Here is an 18,736-nt window from a genome sequence, read left to right as displayed (position 1 = left end):
GAGCCGGGTGGCGGACGCCCGAGACTCATCCCCGAGATTCACCGCGGAGTGGGGGAGTCCTTGACGGCTCGCTCGCAGTGCGGCCAGTCGTGGAAGTCGTGGGCGCTGCTCCACAGGCGGTGGGCTGCCTTGATGTTCCACTCCGGGTCCAGCGCCTGACGAGGTGTACCGCCCAGTTCGCGCAGGCGGGCGTCGGAGATCTGGAACAGGCCCCAGTTACGGGTGCCGTTGGTGTTGGGAAGGATGTGCAGCGGGTCCAGGAAGGACTGGCAGTCCGCGATGGCGACCGCCTCGTCGGGAGCCTCGGTGAACACCGCACGGATGTGCTGCCGCACCTTCGCCGGGGACCATACGGTCATGCGCACGTGCGAGTCGTACAGCGCCTTCTTGGTGGAGTCCCCGACGACCCCGTTGGGCGGGAGACCGGCGAACACCTGGAAGGCGGTGACGCGGCGCAGCGTCTGCGGCCCGAAGGACGAGTCGACACCGATGTCCGCGCCCTTGGTGTGCAGCAGCCGTTGCACCTCCTCGACGCACGCGTCCTGCTGGCCCATGGCCACGACGGACTGACAGGCGGCCGAGAAGAGCAGTCGGCCGTCCGTGGGACCGCCGCTCGAACCGTTGACGTTGCTGTTGCCGGACGACGGCTGCTCGGCCGACAGAGCCCAGGCGGAGATGCCGATCGTCAGGACCGCGGTGGCGACGACGGCGTTGCGGAACCGGTGCCGGAGGAACCGGTCCCGGGCCCGCACCGGTTCCGGCTCCGCCACCGGCTCGGATACCGGCTCCGGCTCCGGCACCGACGCCGATTCCTCGGCACCGCCCACCACGTCCGCGGCGGCTTCGACACCGCCCTCCGCCGTCTCCCGCTCCCCGGTTTCCCGCTCCCCGGTTTCCTGCCCCCCGGCTTCTCGCTCCCCGGTTTCCCGCTCCTCGGTCTCCCGTGTCCGGGACGCGTCCGCCAAGGCCCACAGCCGGTGCAGGTTCCGCAGCTCGTCCGGGGCCGCGCCGCAGACCTTGGCGAGCCGGTGCACGCTGCCGTAGTCCTGAGGCACCGAAGTGCCGCGGCAGTAGCGATGGAGTGTGGACCCGGCTATTCCGGACTTCCCGGCGAGCGCCTCGTAACTGAGGCCTGATCTGTTCTTCAGTGAACGCAAAAACGCGGCGAACCGCTCGGTTTCCGTGCACGCGGACATCGAAGTATCCCCCTGCCGTACGGGACGTTGGTCAGACGTTCCAGCGGCTGGTCACAGTAGCGTCCCACGGCCGTCCCAACGGCATCAGAACGCGCCATCCAGAGGGCGTCCCGTCGTCCCGGCATCCCACCCCGGCCGGTTTCCTTGCCCGGGTCGGACGCGACTTGCCACGGTCTGGCTGTCCGCAGCACCAGTCGACGAACCACCAAGGGAGACCAGGCCCATGCATGTTTCCGTACGCCGGCCGCGCCGTACCGCACCGCTGTTCGCAGCCCTCGCCGTCAGCGCGGCGGTCGCCACCACGCTGGCTCTGCCCACGTCCGCGTCAGCGGCGCAGGCCACGCCCGCCGCCGTGGACTGCGCGACGGGTGACATCTGCTTCTGGACCGGCGCCAACTTCACCGGCAGCAAGTGCGCGTGGGACGCCGCCGATCCCGACTGGACGTCCGGCGCCGTCACGTGTTCCTGGGCCGCCACGACGAACGTGAAGTCGGTGTGGAACGCGGGCACCGGCTCCTTCACCGGTGTGGCGTACTACAAGGGGGCCAACTACACGGACCGGGTCGGCTGTACCCGGCAGCAGGCCGGCGGCAACCTCGCCGGCACTTACAAGGTCAAGTCCCACAAGTGGATCACGAGCAGCTGCGGCTGAGCCGGAAGCCTGCGTGACGGTGGCCTCCGGCCTTCCCCCGATCGGGCCGGAGACCACCTCGGGACCACGTTCCCACCGGCGGGCCCGAGGGTGAACCTGGGAAGTCTCAGGGTCACTTCTTGGCCTCAGGCGTGTACTCCTTGAGGTAGTGAGCGACGCGGTCGGCGTAGGCGCGAGCCTTCGGGGGAACACCCTCCGCGGCGTTCACCTTCTTGTAGGACGTTCAGTACGAGGCGGCGAGCAGCACCTTCCGGTCGCCCGGCAGGGAGGGGTTCAGCAGCGGCTCGATGCCGCAGAGGTAACGGCTCACGGCGGGGATGGACTGTTCGGGCGTGAGGGGAGGCCGGGGTGTCTCTTCCGCGGGGACGCCGTCGTTGCGGACCCACCAGCGCAGGATGTTCGGGGTCCAGCGGGCGATGCCGTACTCGCCGGCCACGGGGTCGGAGAGGTTCGGGTCGAAGTTGCTCTCCGACTTGAGCAGCGCCGCGATGAGGGCCGGGGTGACCTCCGGCTGGGCGCAGTTGTGGGCCGAGTCGACGATCAGCTTGCGGTACTTCACGGGGACACCCTTGTCCGTACGGAGTTCGGCGGCGCCGTAGCGGGCGGAGGTGACGGTCTGGGCCCCCGTGCCGGCGGAGGTCTTCGCGTTGTCGCCGGAGCCGGCGCGTGGGCCGGCCGTGCCGCCGGGATCCGACCAGGTGGAGACGGCGTAGCCGAGCGCGGCCACCACGACCGTGGCGGTCGCGGCGGCCAGGACGGCGGTGCGGCGGCGCAGCGGCATCCGGGGCAGACGGGGTGAGCGGCCCGAGCCCGCCGCGGTCTCGACCCGGCGGAGCAGGGCCTCGGTGGTGATGCGGTCGGCGTGCGTACGAGCCAGACAGTCCCGCACGATCTCCCGCCACGGCTGGGGCAGTTCCGGCGACAGCCGCAGCTCGTCCGTGCCCCGGGCGTACGCGGCGGCGGCATCCCTGCGGGCCGTCGGGGTGCCGCCGGGCAACGGGAAGGAGTCGGTGAGGACGAGGTGGGCGAGAACACCGAAGGCCCAGACGTCGGCGGACGGACGGATCCGGCGGCCACGTTCGCCGATCTCCGACCAGAGCAGCTCGGGCGGGGTGTAGTCGGGGGTGGAGAAGGCGGGCGTGTACGCGTGGGTGCCCTCCAGTTCGGCGGCCATGTTGAAATCGGCCAGCCGCGCCGAACCGTCCTTCATCAGCAGCACGTTGGCCGGTTTCAGATCCCCGTGCACCCAGCCCGCGCGATGCAGCTGGGCCAGCCCCTCGCAGATCTGCGCGAGGAGGACGGGGCCCGCGCCGGGCCGGGGCGAGGCGGTGAGCAGGGCGGACAGCGATCGCTCCGCCTTCTCCAGTACGAGGACCGTGGCACCGTCGAGGGCCGGGCGCTCCGGGTCGTCGACGGTGAGGGTGTCGTACATCCGGATCAGTCGCGGGCGTCTGAGCCGACGGTACAACTCGACCTCCCGCTCGATCAGTTCGCGCAGGTGGGTCAGCTGTCGGGGAGTGCCCGTGCCGGTGGGCAGGAACTTCAGGGCGGCCGTGCGGGGCAGTTCCTCGCCGCCGACGACGTCCTGGGTGCGCCGGGCCTCGTACACGCTCCCGAACGCGCCCGTCGCGATCGGCTCGCGCACCTCCCAGGCGCCCACCCGGTACCCGCGGGGCACCGGCACGGCGTACGGCTCGGTCACCGTGCCCCCCGGGCTGCGGGGGCCGTCAGGACGGTGAGGTCGTCCTCCCGGACCAGGTCGAAGCGGAGCGCCAGGGACACCAGCGACTCCTTCTTGCCGTTGAGCCGGGCGCCGGTCTCCGCGGTGTCCGGGCCGGGCTTGAGGCGCAGCTTGACGGCCAGGTAGTCGATGTTCCACTGGACGGTGGTGCGGGACGCCGCGGGCCAGTTCGGGCGCAGGCGGTCGACGACCTGCTCGACCGTGGGCAGCGCGGCGTGCGGCTCACCGCGCAGCCGTGGCTCGCACAGCGCGGCGAGGACCGCGAAGTAGCGCTTGGTGCGGTCGACGGAGAAGGCGGGCGCCGTGGTGTCGCCGTCGAGGCCGCCCTCGGTGCGCAGATAGTCGTGGCGGGGCGCCCACACGTCGATCGCCAGCAGATCGCCCGCCGCCGGCAGCACGATCCGCGAGAACTCGAACGGCACCGGCGCGTCCAGCCGCCCCGGCCCGACCTTGATGTGTTCGCCCGCGCCCTCCGGGTTCTCCACGACGTACGTCTGGTGGCCGCAGAGGTTGCTCAGGGTCCAGCAGGCGCCCTGCGCGCTGATCACGCCCGCTCGGCGGGACACCCCGTCATGCGGAACGACCAGGTCGTTCTCGCGCGCGGAGCGGCCGAAGGTCAAGCGCTCGCCGGGCGCGAGTCGCTGTCGTGTGTACTGGGGCTCGTCCTCCGTGGTCGGCGGAGGTACCACGATGATGCTGTACAAGGTGCTTCTCCCCGTGCCTGACGGCTACAGGGGTCAGAGTAGGGCGACGCACCAGGGCCGTGTCCCCCTCGTGCGGGTGAGACACGGCCCTTGGACAGGATTGGCGCGAACTGTTCAGTCCGGCCAAATGCCTCAGTAGCGCGGGCGGTTGAACCAGGCCTTGCCCTTGGAGTTGCCGGTGAAGACGGCGATCAGGATGCCGAGCACCAGGTGGATTATGCCCACGAGAGTGAACGGGTACAGGCCGAGGACCGCGGTGATGACGCCGAACACGAGGGTCGTGACACGCAGGCCGTTGCCGCCGGTGGTGAACTTCGTCGCCAGGAAGGCCGCCCACACCAGCCAGGCCAGAGCGAACACCGAGAAGGCCCACAGCGCGCCGGTCGGGTAGTCGGCGAACTGCTCGAAGGCGGCGTCGTCCTTGGCCTTGTCGAGGGCCACGGCGGCGAACGCGAAGAGGGCCACGCCGATGACCTGCAGACCGACGATGACCCACAGCATCACGCGGGCCGCGCTGACCGAGCCGGGCATCGTCGTCACCGGAGCGCCGGCGCCGTACGGCTGCTGCACCGGCGGGGCCTGGGGGTAGCCGTAACCGGGCGCCTGGCCCTGCTGCTGGGGGTAGCCGTAGCCCTGCTGCGGCGGCTGCTGCGGTTGCTGCTGGCCCTGGGGCGCGCCGTAGGGGTTGTTCGGGTCGCCGTAACTCATGGCGGTCTTTCCTCCGTTGATGTCCAAGTGCGGGGACGACGCGCAGCGGCATCGAAGGAGGAAAGTTCTTCGGATACGGCCGTCCCCCCGATGGGCTGCCCGCGGCACTGTGCATGTCATGGTTCTGCACCGTCGTCTCGCTTGTCCAGCCGCATTCCGCATGCGTTGTGCAAGTGCAACATGACTGATCATGAGGGGATACGGGCGGACGGATGCCGCACCATCCAATGGGCCCCTGATTGGAACCCGGGCCGGGTCATCCGCGAGGATGGGTACATGACCGCCCAGATTCTCGATGGCAAGGCCACCGCAGCCGCGATCAAGTCCGACCTGACCGCCCGCGTGGCGGCGCTGAAGGAGAAGGGCGTCACGCCCGGCCTCGGCACGATCCTCGTCGGGGAGGACCCCGGCAGCCAGAAGTACGTCGCCGGCAAGCACCGCGACTGCGCCCAGGTCGGCATCGCCTCCATCCAGCGGGAACTGCCGGCCACGGCGACGCAGGAGGAGATCGAGGCGGTCGTCCGCGAACTGAACGAGGACCCGGCCTGCACCGGCTACATCGTCCAGCTGCCGCTGCCGAAGGGCATCGACGAGAACCGGATCCTGGAACTGATGGACCCGGACAAGGACGCCGACGGCCTGCACCCGATGAACCTCGGCCGCCTCGTCCTCAACGAGCCCGCCCCGCTGCCCTGCACCCCCAACGGCGTGCTGACCCTGCTGCGCCGGTACGGCGTGGAGATCAAGGGCGCCGAGGTCGTGGTCGTCGGCCGTGGCGTCACCATCGGCCGGCCGATGCCGCTGCTGCTGACCCGCCGCAGCGAGAACGCCACGGTGACCCAGTGCCACACCGGCACCCGTGACCTGTCGGCGCACCTGAAGCGCGCGGACATCATCGTCGCCGCGGCCGGTTCCGCCCACCTGATCCGCGCGGAGGACGTGAAGCCGGGCGCGGCCGTCCTCGACGTCGGTGTCTCCCGCAGCGCCGAGGGCAAGATCGTCGGCGATGTCCACCCGGACGTCGCCGAGGTGGCCGGTTTCATCTCCCCGAACCCCGGCGGCGTCGGCCCGATGACCCGGGCGCAGCTGCTCGTCAACGTGGTCGAGGCGGCGGAGCGCAGTGTCGGCTGACGGCAAGCCCGGCGACCCGGCGTCCGCCGACCCGGCGTCGGGCGACCGGGCGTCCGCCGACCCGGCGTCGGGCGACCGGGCGTCCGGTGACCCGGCGTTCGCCGACCCGGCGTCCGGTGACCCGGCGTCCGGTGACCCGGCGTCCGCCGACCCGGCGTCGGGCGACCGGGCGTCCGGTGACCCGGCGTCCGGCGACGAGAAGGCCGAGGGAGTCGAGAAGCCCGAGAAGCCCGCGAAAGCCGAGAAGCCCGAGAAGCCCGCGAAAGCCGAGAAGCCCGAGAAAGCCGAGGACGCCGAGGAAGTGGACGGAGTCGAGGCCGTCGACGACATCGAGGTGCGGGACCCGATCAGCGCGCCCGACGCCGAGGGGAACCCACGCCGGGTGACCCGCCGGTTCCCGCTGTTCACCAGGGACACCGCGCGCCCCGAGGGCGGCGGCCGGGCCGCACCCCGCGACGCCCCGGCGCCCGCCCGGCAGTGGCCGATCCTCGCCGTCCTGTCGGCGGTCGGACTCGGACTGCTGCTCACCGCCCTCGACCTGTTCCGCCTCGGCATCCTGCTGATCGGCGTCGCGCTGCTGGTCGGCGGGCTCCTGCGCTGGCTGCTGCCGGACGTCGGCATGCTCGCCGTCCGCTCCCGCTTCACCGACATCGTCACCTACGGCGTGCTGGGCGGCGCGATCGCGCTGCTGGCGCTGATGGTGCAGCCGGACCCGTGGCTGGTGATCCCCTTCCTGAAGGACACCCTGCACTTCACGGTCAGCGGCTAGGACTTGTCAGCCGCTCACCTGTGACGGAGGCCCGTCCTCTCCCCCGAGCGAGGACGGGCCGCCGCCGGTGTCCACACTCGGGCACGGGATCTGCCCGTACAACGCCTGGCCGTCGGCTGTGGCACGGAAGTGACTGTTCCGCCACGCTGTCCGGGCCCTGCCACAGCCCGGCCCGCGACGGGAACCGACCAGCTGTCCGACGTCGTCATTCGCTCAGGACCGGGCGAGACGGCGACGCCGTGGAGGTGGGTGATGGGCGACTGGCAGCCGTTGCCGGACGAGCTGCCGCCGGAGGTGCGGCACTTCGTGGAGCAGCTGCGGCTTCTCAAGGACCGCACGGGGCTCAGCCTCGTCGCGCTGGGCGCCCGCACCGCGTACAGCAAGTCCTCCTGGCACCGTTACCTCAACGCGGGGCAGCCGCCGCCCCGGCAGGCCGTCGTCGCCCTGTGCCGGATCGCCGGCCTCGCCGACCCGGACGCCGAACGGTTCGGCGTGCGCTGGGAACTCGCCGTCCAGGCCTGGCCCCGACCGGCGACGCTCCCGGCGCCCGGCTCCGGGAGCGACGCGGGCGGTGATCCGGGTGTGGGCACGGGCGGTGATCCAAGGGGTGAGTACGAGGACGATCCCACGCTGCCGTGGTGGGACACGCCCCCCGAGGAGAGCGGGCGTGGGCGGGGCGGGCTGCTGCTGTCCGCCGTGCTGCTGCTCCTTCTCACGCTGCTGATCGGGGTGGCCGGCACGGTTGCGTTTGGGTGAGCCGAAGTCTTCTGTGACAGGCGTTATTTCCCATGTGTTCCCCTTGTGTCGATGTATTGACACGTTCGCGTATGTGACACGAAGTCCATCGACATAGGGGCTAGCGTGACCCCTCTGCCGACGGAGTCCTGGGCCTCGTCCCGGAGGGCGTGCGACGGTGCGTGCCCGCGGCCACGATGCACCCGTGCGCCCCCACCCCGGGAACTGAGATCCTGAGTGCGCGCATCCCTGTGGGTAGCCACAACGGGGACTCGGCAGACGGCACCACGCACGCACGGGGAACGCGCGGGACAACCAGCACCAACCGGGGGGAAGAGGGGGAGCAATGCCTCGTTGGAGGGCTTTGCCGGACGAACTCGATCCGCAGGTCAGAGAGTTCGCGAGCCAGTTGCGTCGGCTCGTGGACCGCGGCGGCCTCAGTATCGCGGCCCTGGCGGACCGTACGGGCTACAGCAAGACATCCTGGGAGCGTTATCTGAACGGCCGGCTTCTCGCACCGAAGGGCGCGATCGTCGCCCTGGCCGAGGTCACCGGCACCAATCCCATTCACCTGACCACGATGTGGGAGCTCGCCGAGCGTGCCTGGAGCCGCTCGGAGATGCGCCACGACATGACCATGGAGGCCATCCGGATCTCCCAGGCGCGGGCCGCGCTCGGCGAGTTCGGCGGCGACGTCGGGGCGCCCGCGGCGGGCGCCAAGGGGAGCGGGACGGCCCGCAGGAGCGGCAGCGCCACGGTCAGACCAGGCATCGCCGGACCGGCCGGGGTGGCCCCGAGCGTGCCGCCGCAGCCGACGGCACCGGAGGTCCAGGACTCGGCGGGCGGCGTACGCGAGGTGCTGCCCCCGGGCGGCACGAGCGGGTCCTCGGGCGGCTCGAGCGGGTCGGGCGGGTCGTCCTCGAGCGGGTCGACGGGCTCGTCGGGGACCTCCTCGGGAAGCTCTTCGGCCGGCACCTCGGGAGTCTCGTCGAACAGGAACTCCTGGGGGCTGGCGGGCTACCAGGGACCGTCGGCGAGCGGCGGCGGGCGTACCGCCGGGGCCTCGTCGCCCGCGCCGACCCCCTCGCCGTCGGTGCCCCCGTCGCCCTCGCCCGCCCCCTCGTCCTCGGCCTCGGCCGACGGCCCGGGGTGGACTCCGGCGTCGGTCGGCCCGTACGGCGAACCCCCGCAGGGGCCCCGGCCCGGTGCCGGCCCGTCCGGCGGGGCGGGCGGCAAGCGGCGGCTGACCATGTTCCTCGCGGGCGTCGTCGGTGTGCTGGTCGTGGTCGCCGCCGCGTTCTTCCTCACGAAGGGCGGCGACAAGAAGCCGGAAGCGGGGCCCTCGCCCTCGCCGTCCGTCAGCACCGACGCCGACCTGCCGACCGGGGTGAAGTGCAGCGGTGACTCGTGCACAGGCAAGGACGCGGAGAGCATGGGCTGCAGCGGCGAACTGGTGACCACCGCCAAGACCGCGACCGTCGGCACGAGTGTCGTCGAGGTCCGCTACAGCAAGACCTGCGGCGCGGCGTGGGGACGTATCACGCAGGCCGCGCAGGGAGACGAGGTGCGGGTGACCGTGGGGAAGACCGCGCAGAGCGGGAACATCACGGTGGCCGGGGACACGATCGCGTACACGCCGATGGTGGCCGTGAAGGACGCGGGCGAGGCCAAGGCGTGCGCGGTGCTGGCCGCGGGGCAGGAGGGGTGCACGACCTGAGGTGGGGTGCCGCACAGCCCGGCGAAACTTTTCCGGGAACCGTAGGCATGGTTCCTGGAAACCCGGGCACGCGACCGTTACCCCCACGGGAGTCCGGAAACGGTACCCCCGCACGGCGGCCGCCTTTGTCCCCCTCTCCCGGACAGGCGGCCGCCGCTTTTCGTGGACCGCACCGGGCTCTGTGGGCTGGGCCACATGGCCCCGGACGTCCGGGATCCCGGATGCGCGATAGCCTGACCGCTGGATCTGTCTTGATGCCAAGAGATCGATCAAACGTCCGGGGCAGGGACGCCCCACCGCCAGCTGTCATACGGAGAACGCCATGACCCGCACTCCCGTGAACGTCACCGTCACCGGCGCGGCCGGCCAGATCGGTTACGCCCTGCTCTTCCGCATCGCCTCCGGCCAGCTGCTCGGCGCGGACGTGCCGGTCAGGCTTCGCCTCCTGGAGATCACGCCGGCCCTGAAGGCCGCCGAGGGCACCGCCATGGAGCTGGACGACAGCGCGTTCCCGCTGCTCCAGGGCATCGACATCACGGACGACCCGAACGTCGCCTTCGACGGCACGAACGTCGCCCTCCTGGTGGGCGCCCGCCCGCGTACCAAAGGCATGGAGCGCGGTGACCTGCTCTCGGCCAACGGCGGCATCTTCAAGCCGCAGGGCAAGGCCATCAACGACAACGCCGCGGACGACATCAAGGTCCTGGTCGTCGGCAACCCGGCCAACACCAACGCCCTGATCGCCCAGGCCGCCGCCCCGGACGTACCGGCCGAGCGTTTCACCGCGATGACCCGCCTGGACCACAACCGCGCGCTGACCCAGCTCGCGAAGAAGACGGGCTCCACGGTCGCCGACATCCAGCGCCTGACCATCTGGGGCAACCACTCCGCGACCCAGTACCCGGACATCTTCCACGCCACGGTCGCCGGCAAGAACGCCGCCGAGGTCGTCAGCGACGAGAAGTGGCTGGCCGAGGACTTCATCCCGACCGTCGCCAAGCGCGGCGCCGCGATCATCGAGGCCCGTGGCGCGTCCTCGGCCGCCTCCGCCGCCAACGCCGCCATCGACCACGTCCACACCTGGGTCAACGGCACCGCCGAGGGCGACTGGACCTCCATGGGTATCCCGTCGGACGGTTCCTACGGCGTCCCGGAGGGCCTGATCTCCTCCTTCCCGGTCACCACGAAGGACGGTCAGTACGAGATCGTCCAGGGCCTGGACATCAACGAGTTCTCCCGCGCCCGGATCGACGCCTCCGTCCAGGAGCTCACGGAGGAGCGCGAGGCGGTCCGCGGCCTCGGCCTCATCTGAGCCGTACTCCACGGTTCTCTCACGACCCCGCACGGGCCCCGCTCCGGTTTCGGCCGGAACGGGGCCCGTGCTCCTTCACGGGGGAAGCCTCCCCCGTACGGATGCTTCCTGACATTCCGGTTCCCCCGGTCCCACCCGCCCCTCTATGCTGATTGTTTGTCAACAACACGGTGAGCAAGGGTTTTCCACGCATCGGGGGAACGGCGTGAGTACCGCATACGTGCCTCAACAACCACAGTCGACGGATGACGCTGCTTCACCGGCGCCCTCGGCACCACCGCACCCGCCCACTCCGCCGCACGCCAGCGAGGCGAGCCGACTGCTGTGCGCGGGTGCCTATCTGGACTCCGGCTACCGAGACCGGGTCATCGAGCAGCTCCACCTCAACGAGCAGCGGATCGTCGCGCCCTCGCTCGGCTTCGACGCGGCCCGCGTCCTCGCGCACGCCCTGCGGGCCTGGCGCCAGGAGCTGCTGTGGGCCGGGCTGGTGATCTTCCTGTGGGTGGTGGGACTGCCGCTGACCGACGGTCTGCTGATCGGTTTCCTCGGGCCGAGCCTGCTGCTCGCGGTCGCCGGCTGGGTCCGCGGCCGTGCCGCCGACCCGCCCGTCTACCGGCGGCTGCCCGCCTTCCTGCTCCGCTGGTGGGGCCGCATCGTCTTCGCGATGTTCCTGGTGATCACGCTGGTCGCCGCGTTCGGCGGCGGGGACGACGACCCCTACGCCTCGTCCGGCTACGGCTCGTCCGGCTATGACCCGTACTCCAGCGACAACCCCAGCGTGTCCGATCTGATCATCCCGGACATCTCCCAGGTCAGCGGCCTGATCGAGCCGTGGCGGGCCTGGCTCGCGCTCGGCGTGTTCACGCTGATCACGCTGTGCCTCGCGGCGCAGCGGGCCCAGTTCGCGAAGACGATGTCCGCCGAACTGTCCCCGGCGAGTTTCTCGGACGCCGCGGGTGACCCGGCGGAGCAGGCCGAGGGCCGGCGCTTCCAGCGGCTGAAGGAACGCATCCGGGTCGAGCAGCACGCGCCGCTGGTCATGTACCACGAGGCGCGGCCGTTCTGCGGGACGGGCGAGGCGTACGAGACCTGGGTGCTGGCGGTCGAACTCCGTCCCGCCGGCACGAAGAAGCAGCAGCCGATCAGCAACCGCACGGTCCTCGAGAAGATCCGCCCGCTGCTCGAACAGCTGCGGCTGCCCGCCGAGTTCGCCGGACACACCGTGCGTGACCGGCTGCGCTGGCTGGAGATCGACGAGTGCGTGTTCCTGCCCGCCGAGGGGCTCAGGCTGCGCGAGGAGGCGCCGTACAACGCGCGGGCCTTCGAGGACCACCGGGTGCGGGCGGTCGAGGAGGGCGCCGAGAAGCGGCGGCACTTCCTGCGCATCCGGGTCGGCGGCTGGGAGGAGGAGCTGGTCGTCACGGTGTTCGTGCGCATCCACACCCAGGGCCGCATGCTGATGCTGGAGATCGCCCCGCACGTGCTGCTGCCGGTGCGCGAGGACTTCAAGAACGCCGACCGTACGGCCCATGCCTTCCGCCACAACAACGTGGTCGGCAAGGCCGCCTGGGCGGTCGCCCGGGTGCCCGGATCCGCGGCCCGCTCCCTGGTCTCGCTGGCCAAGGGGCTCGTCTACGCGTGGCGGCTGCTGACCGGCGGCTTCAAGGGCGCGCTGCCCGACGGGCCGGCCCTGTCGGTGCGGGAACTGGGTTCGGCGAGCGCCGGGTCCACGTTCCAGGCGATGGACGTGTCCCGCTATCTCAAGAGCGTCCAGGACCGGGTCGCCCACGGGGTGCGGGCCGCGCTGGACGAATCCGGTTACCAGACCGGTGAGTTCGTCCAGAAGATCGTGAACATCAGCGGCGGTGGAGTGAACATCGAGGGCGGGGTCGAGGACAGCACGTTCGCCGTGGGCAGCCACGCGAAGGCCTCTTCGTCCACGTCCGCCACCCCCTCCGCTCCTTCCGATCCCTCCACCTCTGCGCCTTCCACTCCTTCCGCTACGACTTCCGGCGGCGCCGCGCCGCAGAAGGGATCCGGCACCGATGGCAACGGATGAGCCCAACGTCAGCATCAGCGGAGGCGTCTCGAAGAGCACCTTCGCCATCGGCAGCCACGCGCACGCCGAGAGTCATCACGGCACGGCGGTACCGCGCGACCAGGCCGCCGAGGAACTGCTCGCCGCCGTACGGGAGTTGCGCGCCGACCTGACCAGGGTGCGGGCCAGCGACGAGACGGCGGCGCTGGACGTGGCGCTCGCCGACACGGAGGAGGAGATCACCCGCACCGGGACACCGTCGCCGTCCCGCCTCGATCGCCTGCGGCAACTCCTCCAGGACTCCCAGGCCCTGGTCGGTCTGATCGCCTCGGCCGGAGCCGTGGCCGGCCTTCTGAACATCTGAGCGCGGCTCCGGCCGCAGAACGGAGAGGGACGCGATGAGCGGGGGAGCACGGTACTGGAACGAGGAGACCCAGCGCTGGGAGGACACCGGCGGCCGGGACACCGCGTCCGCCCCGGTCACGCCTCCGCCACCGGCCCGTCCGGGGTTCGCGCCGGGAGAGGGGGCGCCGGGCGCCGACACGGGGCCAGGGTCAGGTCCGGTGGCCGGGTCAGGTCCGGCGGTCGGCGGGCACGCGGAAGGGTCGCCGTCCGCCGGGACTGGGGCCGCGGCTCCGCCTGGTGACTGGCCCGGGCAAGGCGGCCAGGGTGGCTGGCACAGTCCGGTGGGTGCCGGCGATGGGGCATGGTCCCCGACCGAGGTGTCGGGCGGGGCCCCCGCTTCGTCGGAGCCGGGCGGCGGCGTCGGCGCCGGGCCCGCCGCTCCGTGGCCCGGTGCGTCCTGGCCGCCCGTCGGTCAGCCCGCCGCGCCCGCCCCGCCCCGGGGGATGAGCAGGCGGCTCGTGTGGTCCGTGGTGATCGCGGCCGCCGTTGTCGGTGTCACCGTGAGCCTGGTGCTGACCCTGGTGGTCTCGTCCGGGGACGACAAGGACGGACCGACGGTCGCGGCGAGCGGGTCCGAGTCGTCACCGCCGGCCGAGGTCTCGCAGCAGAGCGACCCGAATCCGACACCCACCGAGGAGACGGCGCCCCCCTCCACCTCGGCCCCGACGCTCCCCGCGGGGTACGAGTCGTACGAGGACAAGGAGGGGTTCCGGATCGCGCTGCCCAAGGGGTGGACACGCAGCACGAAGGCGTCGCAGTACGGCATCCCCATCGTCAACTACCGCAGCGCGGACGGCGAACGCCGGCTGCAGATCTACCAGGTGTCCGAGCCGTCCCCGGACTCCTCGTTCGACCTGTACCTGTCCGACCAGACCGCCAAGGCGGCCGGTTTCGACGAACTCTCCCTGGAGAACCTCGACGACGGGGAGTTCACCGGCTCACGACTGGAGTACCTGGCCGACCGCATCAAGGGCGAGCCCGACGTCGGCACCTGGCACGTCTACGACGAGCGGTTCGTGGCGGCGGACGGCAACATCTACGCCATAGCCGCCTACGGCCCCGACTCGGACGGCCGCGAGGACGAGCTGGAGCTGCTCACCACCGCCCTGGACAACTTCTGCCCGCCCTACGCCTGTGATCCGGCGTCGATCGACTGAGTCACACCTTCCGTAGTTCAGCTGTACGCCTTTCACCCTATTTGTCCGAATGGCCAGTGGCGCGGCGCACTTTCAGCCAGGGATTGCGCATGCAATGCCTGCTTGGGGGAATGCGATCCCGGTCCCGGTGAGTGACAAGTGTCTGACGCAGGGGCGCTGAACAGGAACGGAAGGCAATACCGATCATGGCGGACAGAGTGGAACTCCAGGCGCGGAAGACCATCCACGCGGACGGGGAATGGCGTGAAGCCGTCTCCGGTGCCACGCGCGAGATCCTCGACCCCGCGGACGCCCTGCCGTTCGCCGTGGTCGCGGAGGGTGACGAGAAGGACACCGACCTGGCGGTCGCGGCGGCCCGCCGGGCCTTCGATCAGGGTGACTGGCCCGGTACTCCCGTCACCGAACGCGCCGCGCTGCTGCGCCGCGTCGCCGATCTCCTCGTACGCGACCGTGCGGAGCTCGGTCTGCTGGAGGCCCGGGACGCGGGCAAGACCGTCGAGGAGGGCTGTGTCGACATCGACTGTGTCGCGGACGCCTTCCGCTACTTCGCCGACCTGGTCGCGGGCGAGTCGCCCGGCCGGGTGGTCGACGCGGGCTCGCCCGACATCCACAGCGTGGTCGTCCATGAGCCGGTCGGCGTCTGCGCGCTGATCACCCCCTGGAACTACCCCCTCCTCCAGGCGAGTTGGAAGATAGCCCCGGCGCTCGCGGCCGGCAACACCTTCGTGGTCAAGCCGAGCGAGATCACCCCCCTGACGACGATCGCCCTGATCGACCTGCTGGCCGAGGCGGGCCTGCCCGCCGGAGTCGCGAACATCGTCACCGGCCCCGGCCACTCGGTCGGCGCCCGCCTCGCCGAGCACCCCGACGTCGACCTCGTCTCCTTCACCGGCGGCCTGGTCAGCGGCACGAAGGTGGCCCAGGCCGCCGCGCCGAGCGTCAAGAAGGTCGCCCTCGAACTCGGCGGCAAGAACCCCAACGTCGTCTTCGCCGACGCCTGCGGCACCGACGAGGCCTTCGACACCGCCGTCGACCAGGCCCTCAACGCGGCCTTCATCCACAGCGGCCAGGTCTGCTCGGCGGGCGGCCGCCTCATCATCGAGGAGTCGGTCCGGGACCGCTTCGTCGCCGAACTCGCCCGGCGGGCGGACCGTATCCGCCTCGGACGCGGTACCGCGGACGGTGTCGAGTGCGGCCCGCTCGTCTCCGAACAGCAGCGGGCCAAGGTGGAGGGGTACGTCGAGTCCGCCCTGAAGGAAGGCGCGGTGCTGCGCTCCGGCGGCAAGCGCCCCGAGCCGTCCCCGGAACGGCCCGAACGCGGCTACTTCTACGAGCCGACCGTCCTCGACCACTGCCACCGCGAGATGCGGGTCGTACGGGAGGAGGTCTTCGGACCGGTCCTCACCGTCGAGACCTTCCGCACCGAGGACGAGGCCGTCGCCCTCGCCAACGACACCGAGTACGGACTCGCGGGCGCCGTCTGGACCACCGACGCCGGCCGGGCCCGCAGGGTCGCGGGACGGCTGCGGCACGGCACGGTGTGGATCAACGACTTCCACCCCTATCTCCCGCAGGCGGAGTGGGGCGGCTTCGGCAAGAGCGGAGTGGGCCGCGAACTCGGCCCCGCCGGACTCGCCGAGTACCGCGAGACCAAGCACGTCTACCAGAACCTCGCCCCGAAGCCCGTCCGCTGGTTCGGCGGCTGACCCCCGTCCTTCGCAGGTCCGGCGGCTGATCCCCACCCCTTTGCCGCCCCAGGAGCCCAGGCCCCGAGCCCAGGCCATTCCGAAGCCCAGGCCACCCCGGCCCAGGCCACCCCGAAGCCCTGGCCCCGCAAGACCCTGGAGTACCCCCCATGCCCGAGAACCCACATGTCTACGACTATGTCGTCATCGGCGGTGGCACCGCAGGCTCCGTCATAGCCTCCCGCCTCACCGAGAACCCCGACGTCACCGTCGCCGTCATCGAGGGCGGCCCCAGTGACGTCGGCCGCGACGACGTGCTGACCCTGCGCCGCTGGATGGGTCTGCTCGGCGGCGAACTCGACTACGACTACCCCACCACCGAGCAGCCGCGCGGCAACTCGCACATCCGGCACAGCCGCGCCCGGGTCCTCGGCGGCTGTTCCTCGCACAACACCCTGATCGCCTTCAAGCCGCTGCCGTCCGACTGGGACGAGTGGGAGGCGGCCGGTGCCAAGGGCTGGGGCGCGGTGCCGATGGAGGCGTACTACGCCCGGCTGAAGAACAACGTCGTCCCGGTCGACGAAAAGGACCGCAACGCCATCGCCCGCGACTTCGTGGACTCCGCGCAGACAGCGCTGGAGGTCCCCCGCATCGAGGGCTTCAACAAGAAGCCGTTCAACGACGGCGTCGGGTTCTTCGACCTCGCCTACCACCCCGAGAACAACAAGCGGTCGAGCGCCTCGGTGGCGTATCTCCACCCGGTGATGGACGAGCGGCCCAACCTCCACATCTGGCTGGAGACCTGGGCGTACCGGCTGGAGCTGAACGGCACCCGCGCCGAGGGCGTACACGTCCGCACGAAGGACGGCGAGGAGATCCTCGTACGGGCCGGCAAGGAGGTGCTCCTGTGCGCCGGCGCCGTCGACACGCCCCGGCTGCTGCTGCACTCCGGCGTCGGCCCGAAGGCAGACCTCGTCAAGCTGGGCATCCCCGTCGTGCACGACCTTCCCGGCGTCGGCGAGAACCTGCTCGACCACCCCGAGTCGGTGATCGTCTGGGAGACCAACGGCCCCATCCCCGAGAACTCCGCGATGGACTCCGACGCGGGCCTGTTCGTGCGCCGCGACCCCGAACACCACGGCCCCGACCTGATGTTCCACTTCTACCAGCTCCCCTTCACGGACAACCCGGAACGCCTGGGCTACGAACGCCCCGCTCACGGCGTCTCGATGACCCCGAACATCCCCAAGCCCAAGAGCCGCGGCCGCGTCTACCTGACCAGCGCGGACCCGTCGGTGAAGCCCGCCCTGGACTTCCGCTACTTCACCGACGAGGACGACTACGACGGCCGCACCCTCGTCGACGGGATCAAGATCGCCCGTGAGATCGCGAAGACCGAGCCGCTGGCAGGCTGGCTCAAACGCGAGGTGGCCCCGGGACCGCAGATCACGGACGACGAGGAGCTGAGCGAGTACGCCCGCAAGGTCGCGCACACCGTGTACCACCCGGCGGGGACCTGCCGTATGGGATCCGCCGACGACCAACTGGCCGTCGTCGACCCGGAGTTGAAGATTCGCGGTCTGGACGGCATCCGGATCGCCGACGCGTCCGTCTTCCCGACCATGCCCGCGGTGAACCCGATGATCGGGGTGCTCATGGTCGGCGAGAAGGCGGTTGAACTGATCGGAGGTGACGCCTGATGGCGCTCACAGTTCCCACCCGCAAGCCCCCCACGGACGACTCCACCACCCCGGTCTTCTCGGTGGACGGCCTCTGGAAGGTCTTCGGACCGAAGGCCGACAGCATCCCCGCCGACCCGGAGCTCGCCGCCCTGACGCCGGCCGAACTACGTTCCCGTACCGGCTGCACGGCCGCCGTCCGGGACGTCTCCTTCGACGTGCGCAAGGGTGAGGTCTTCGTCGTCATGGGCCTGTCCGGCTCCGGCAAGTCCACGCTGGTGCGCTGCCTGACCCGGCTGATCGAGCCGACCGCCGGCACGATCGTCATCGACGGCGAGGACGTCCGTGCCATGGACAAGTCCCGGCTGCGTGAACTGCGCCGCCACCGCGCCGCGATGGTCTTCCAGCACTTCGGCCTGCTGCCGCACCGCACGGTCCTCGACAACGTGGCCTACGGCCTGGAGATCCAGGGTGTCGGCCGGGCCGAGCGCCGGGCCCGCGCCAAGGACATCGTCGCCAAGGTCGGTCTGGACGGCATGGAACAGCGCCGCCCGGGCCAGCTGTCGGGCGGTCAGCAGCAGCGTGTCGGGCTGGCCCGCGCGCTCGCCGTCGACCCCGAGGTCCTGCTGTTCGACGAGCCGTTCAGCGCGCTCGACCCGCTGATCCGGCGCGACATGCAGGAGGAGGTCGTACGGCTGCACCGCGAGGAGGGCCGCACGATGGTCTTCATCACCCACGACCTCAACGAGGCGCTCAAGCTGGGTGACCGCATCGCCCTGATGCGCGACGGCCGGGTGGTGCAGCTGGGCACCCCGGAGGAGATCGTGGGCTCCCCGGCAGACGACTACGTACGCGAGTTCGTCCGGGACGTCCCGCGCGAGCAGGTCATGACGGTCCGTACGGCCATGCGCCCCGGGGACTGCGGCAACTCGGCGCACCCGGGCGCGCTCGCCGCGGACGCGGTGGTCGCCGAGGCCATCGGGGTCGTCTCCCGCAGCCACAAGCCGGCCTGTGTCGTGGAGGACGGCCGGTGTCTGGGGGTCGTCGACAACGAACGGCTCCTGGACGTCGTGGCCGGAACGGAGCTCCGCAAGGAGGCGGTCTGAC

Annotated in this window: 15 protein-coding genes and 1 pseudogene; 12 read left to right on the top strand and 4 right to left on the bottom strand. The window is 71.1% G+C overall.

The window, feature by feature from the left end; all coding sequences use genetic code 11:
• Window positions 1-38: 38 nt before the first annotated feature.
• Window positions 39-1,196, bottom strand: coding sequence for a helix-turn-helix domain-containing protein (locus AB0H86_RS33195; RefSeq protein ID WP_362447298.1), 1,158 nt, complete (start codon window positions 1,194-1,196; stop codon window positions 39-41).
• 223 nt (window positions 1,197-1,419) lie between these two features.
• Between AB0H86_RS33195 and AB0H86_RS33190 the strand changes: the two genes are divergently transcribed.
• The gene (locus tag AB0H86_RS33190) at window positions 1,420-1,848 is read left to right on the top strand and encodes a peptidase inhibitor family I36 protein (RefSeq protein ID WP_362447295.1); all 429 of its coding nucleotides are present in this window, start codon (window positions 1,420-1,422) and stop codon (window positions 1,846-1,848) included.
• 112 nt (window positions 1,849-1,960) lie between these two features.
• Here the strand turns inward: AB0H86_RS33190 and AB0H86_RS33185 are convergent.
• The 3 genes and pseudogenes from AB0H86_RS33185 to AB0H86_RS33175 all read right to left on the bottom strand — a co-directional run bounded on the left by AB0H86_RS33185 (window position 1,961) and on the right by AB0H86_RS33175 (window position 5,001).
• Window positions 1,961-3,550 (bottom strand): annotated as a pseudogene (locus AB0H86_RS33185) (protein kinase).
• Window positions 3,547-4,293 carry an FHA domain-containing protein gene (locus AB0H86_RS33180; protein WP_362447292.1) on the bottom strand — a complete coding sequence of 249 codons (747 nt, stop codon included), beginning with the start codon at window positions 4,291-4,293 and terminating at the stop codon, window positions 3,547-3,549. Before AB0H86_RS33180 ends, AB0H86_RS33185 begins: the two are co-directional and overlap by 4 nt.
• A 132-nt stretch (window positions 4,294-4,425) precedes the next feature.
• Window positions 4,426-5,001 (bottom strand): hypothetical protein, encoded by a 576-nt coding sequence (locus AB0H86_RS33175; RefSeq protein WP_362447289.1) that lies wholly within the window; start codon window positions 4,999-5,001, stop codon window positions 4,426-4,428.
• A gap of 276 nt (window positions 5,002-5,277) precedes the next feature.
• On the opposite strand from AB0H86_RS33175, the gene AB0H86_RS33170 reads away from it, so the two are divergent.
• From AB0H86_RS33170 to AB0H86_RS33120, 11 genes are all read left to right on the top strand, one after another.
• Window positions 5,278-6,132: a bifunctional methylenetetrahydrofolate dehydrogenase/methenyltetrahydrofolate cyclohydrolase gene (locus AB0H86_RS33170; RefSeq protein ID WP_362447287.1), complete on the top strand. Its 855-nt coding sequence runs from the start codon at window positions 5,278-5,280 to the stop codon at window positions 6,130-6,132.
• 301 nt (window positions 6,133-6,433) lie between these two features.
• Window positions 6,434-6,901, top strand: a complete 468-nt coding sequence (locus AB0H86_RS33165; RefSeq protein WP_362447619.1) for a DUF3017 domain-containing protein — start codon at window positions 6,434-6,436, stop codon at window positions 6,899-6,901.
• A gap of 252 nt (window positions 6,902-7,153) precedes the next feature.
• Window positions 7,154-7,657 (top strand): helix-turn-helix transcriptional regulator, encoded by a 504-nt coding sequence (locus AB0H86_RS33160; RefSeq protein ID WP_362447284.1) that lies wholly within the window; start codon window positions 7,154-7,156, stop codon window positions 7,655-7,657.
• Window positions 7,658-7,982: 325 nt separating this feature from the next.
• Window positions 7,983-9,353 (top strand): DUF2690 domain-containing protein, encoded by a 1,371-nt coding sequence (locus AB0H86_RS33155; protein ID WP_362447281.1) that lies wholly within the window; start codon window positions 7,983-7,985, stop codon window positions 9,351-9,353.
• A 322-nt stretch (window positions 9,354-9,675) separates the two neighbouring features.
• Complete coding sequence (locus tag AB0H86_RS33150; protein WP_362447278.1) at window positions 9,676-10,665, top strand: malate dehydrogenase; 990 nt, start codon at window positions 9,676-9,678, stop codon at window positions 10,663-10,665.
• Window positions 10,666-10,870: 205 nt separating this feature from the next.
• On the top strand, window positions 10,871-12,724 hold the full coding sequence (locus AB0H86_RS33145) for a hypothetical protein (protein WP_362447275.1): 1,854 nt from the start codon (window positions 10,871-10,873) through the stop codon (window positions 12,722-12,724).
• A complete protein-coding gene (locus AB0H86_RS33140; protein WP_362447272.1) occupies window positions 12,711-13,067 on the top strand; it encodes a hypothetical protein in 357 nt (118 codons plus the stop codon). The genes AB0H86_RS33145 and AB0H86_RS33140 overlap by 14 nt, the downstream gene beginning before the upstream one ends.
• A gap of 484 nt (window positions 13,068-13,551) precedes the next feature.
• The gene (locus AB0H86_RS33135; protein WP_362447269.1) at window positions 13,552-14,265 is read left to right on the top strand and encodes a hypothetical protein; all 714 of its coding nucleotides are present in this window, start codon (window positions 13,552-13,554) and stop codon (window positions 14,263-14,265) included.
• A gap of 185 nt (window positions 14,266-14,450) precedes the next feature.
• Entirely contained in the window at window positions 14,451-15,971 is a 1,521-nt protein-coding gene (locus tag AB0H86_RS33130) for an aldehyde dehydrogenase family protein (protein WP_362447267.1), read from the top strand.
• Window positions 15,972-16,120: 149 nt separating this feature from the next.
• Window positions 16,121-17,650, top strand: a complete 1,530-nt coding sequence (locus AB0H86_RS33125) for a GMC oxidoreductase (RefSeq protein WP_362447264.1) — start codon at window positions 16,121-16,123, stop codon at window positions 17,648-17,650.
• Window positions 17,650-18,735, top strand: a complete 1,086-nt coding sequence (locus AB0H86_RS33120) for a glycine betaine/L-proline ABC transporter ATP-binding protein (protein ID WP_362447261.1) — start codon at window positions 17,650-17,652, stop codon at window positions 18,733-18,735. The genes AB0H86_RS33125 and AB0H86_RS33120 overlap by 1 nt, the downstream gene beginning before the upstream one ends.
• The last annotated feature ends 1 nt before the right edge of the window (window position 18,736 follow it).

The organism is Streptomyces sp. NPDC050997 (genome assembly GCF_040660135.1).
GTDB lineage: Bacteria > Actinomycetota > Actinomycetes > Streptomycetales > Streptomycetaceae > Streptomyces.
Note: the sequence above shows the minus strand (reverse complement) of the source record. Positions and strands in the feature narration are given on the sequence as shown.

Coding starts and splice junctions, on each gene's coding strand:
- AB0H86_RS33195 (WP_362447298.1), bottom strand. CDS start 1,196: ATGTCCGCGTGCACGGAAACCGAGCGGTTCGCCGCGTTTTTGCGTTCA.
- AB0H86_RS33190 (WP_362447295.1), top strand. CDS start 1,420: ATGCATGTTTCCGTACGCCGGCCGCGCCGTACCGCACCGCTGTTCGCA.
- AB0H86_RS33175 (WP_362447289.1), bottom strand. CDS start 5,001: ATGAGTTACGGCGACCCGAACAACCCCTACGGCGCGCCCCAGGGCCAG.
- AB0H86_RS33170 (WP_362447287.1), top strand. CDS start 5,278: ATGACCGCCCAGATTCTCGATGGCAAGGCCACCGCAGCCGCGATCAAG.
- AB0H86_RS33160 (WP_362447284.1), top strand. CDS start 7,154: ATGGGCGACTGGCAGCCGTTGCCGGACGAGCTGCCGCCGGAGGTGCGG.
- AB0H86_RS33155 (WP_362447281.1), top strand. CDS start 7,983: ATGCCTCGTTGGAGGGCTTTGCCGGACGAACTCGATCCGCAGGTCAGA.
- AB0H86_RS33150 (WP_362447278.1), top strand. CDS start 9,676: ATGACCCGCACTCCCGTGAACGTCACCGTCACCGGCGCGGCCGGCCAG.
- AB0H86_RS33140 (WP_362447272.1), top strand. CDS start 12,711: ATGGCAACGGATGAGCCCAACGTCAGCATCAGCGGAGGCGTCTCGAAG.
- AB0H86_RS33135 (WP_362447269.1), top strand. CDS start 13,552: ATGAGCAGGCGGCTCGTGTGGTCCGTGGTGATCGCGGCCGCCGTTGTC.
- AB0H86_RS33130 (WP_362447267.1), top strand. CDS start 14,451: ATGGCGGACAGAGTGGAACTCCAGGCGCGGAAGACCATCCACGCGGAC.
- AB0H86_RS33125 (WP_362447264.1), top strand. CDS start 16,121: ATGCCCGAGAACCCACATGTCTACGACTATGTCGTCATCGGCGGTGGC.
- AB0H86_RS33120 (WP_362447261.1), top strand. CDS start 17,650: ATGGCGCTCACAGTTCCCACCCGCAAGCCCCCCACGGACGACTCCACC.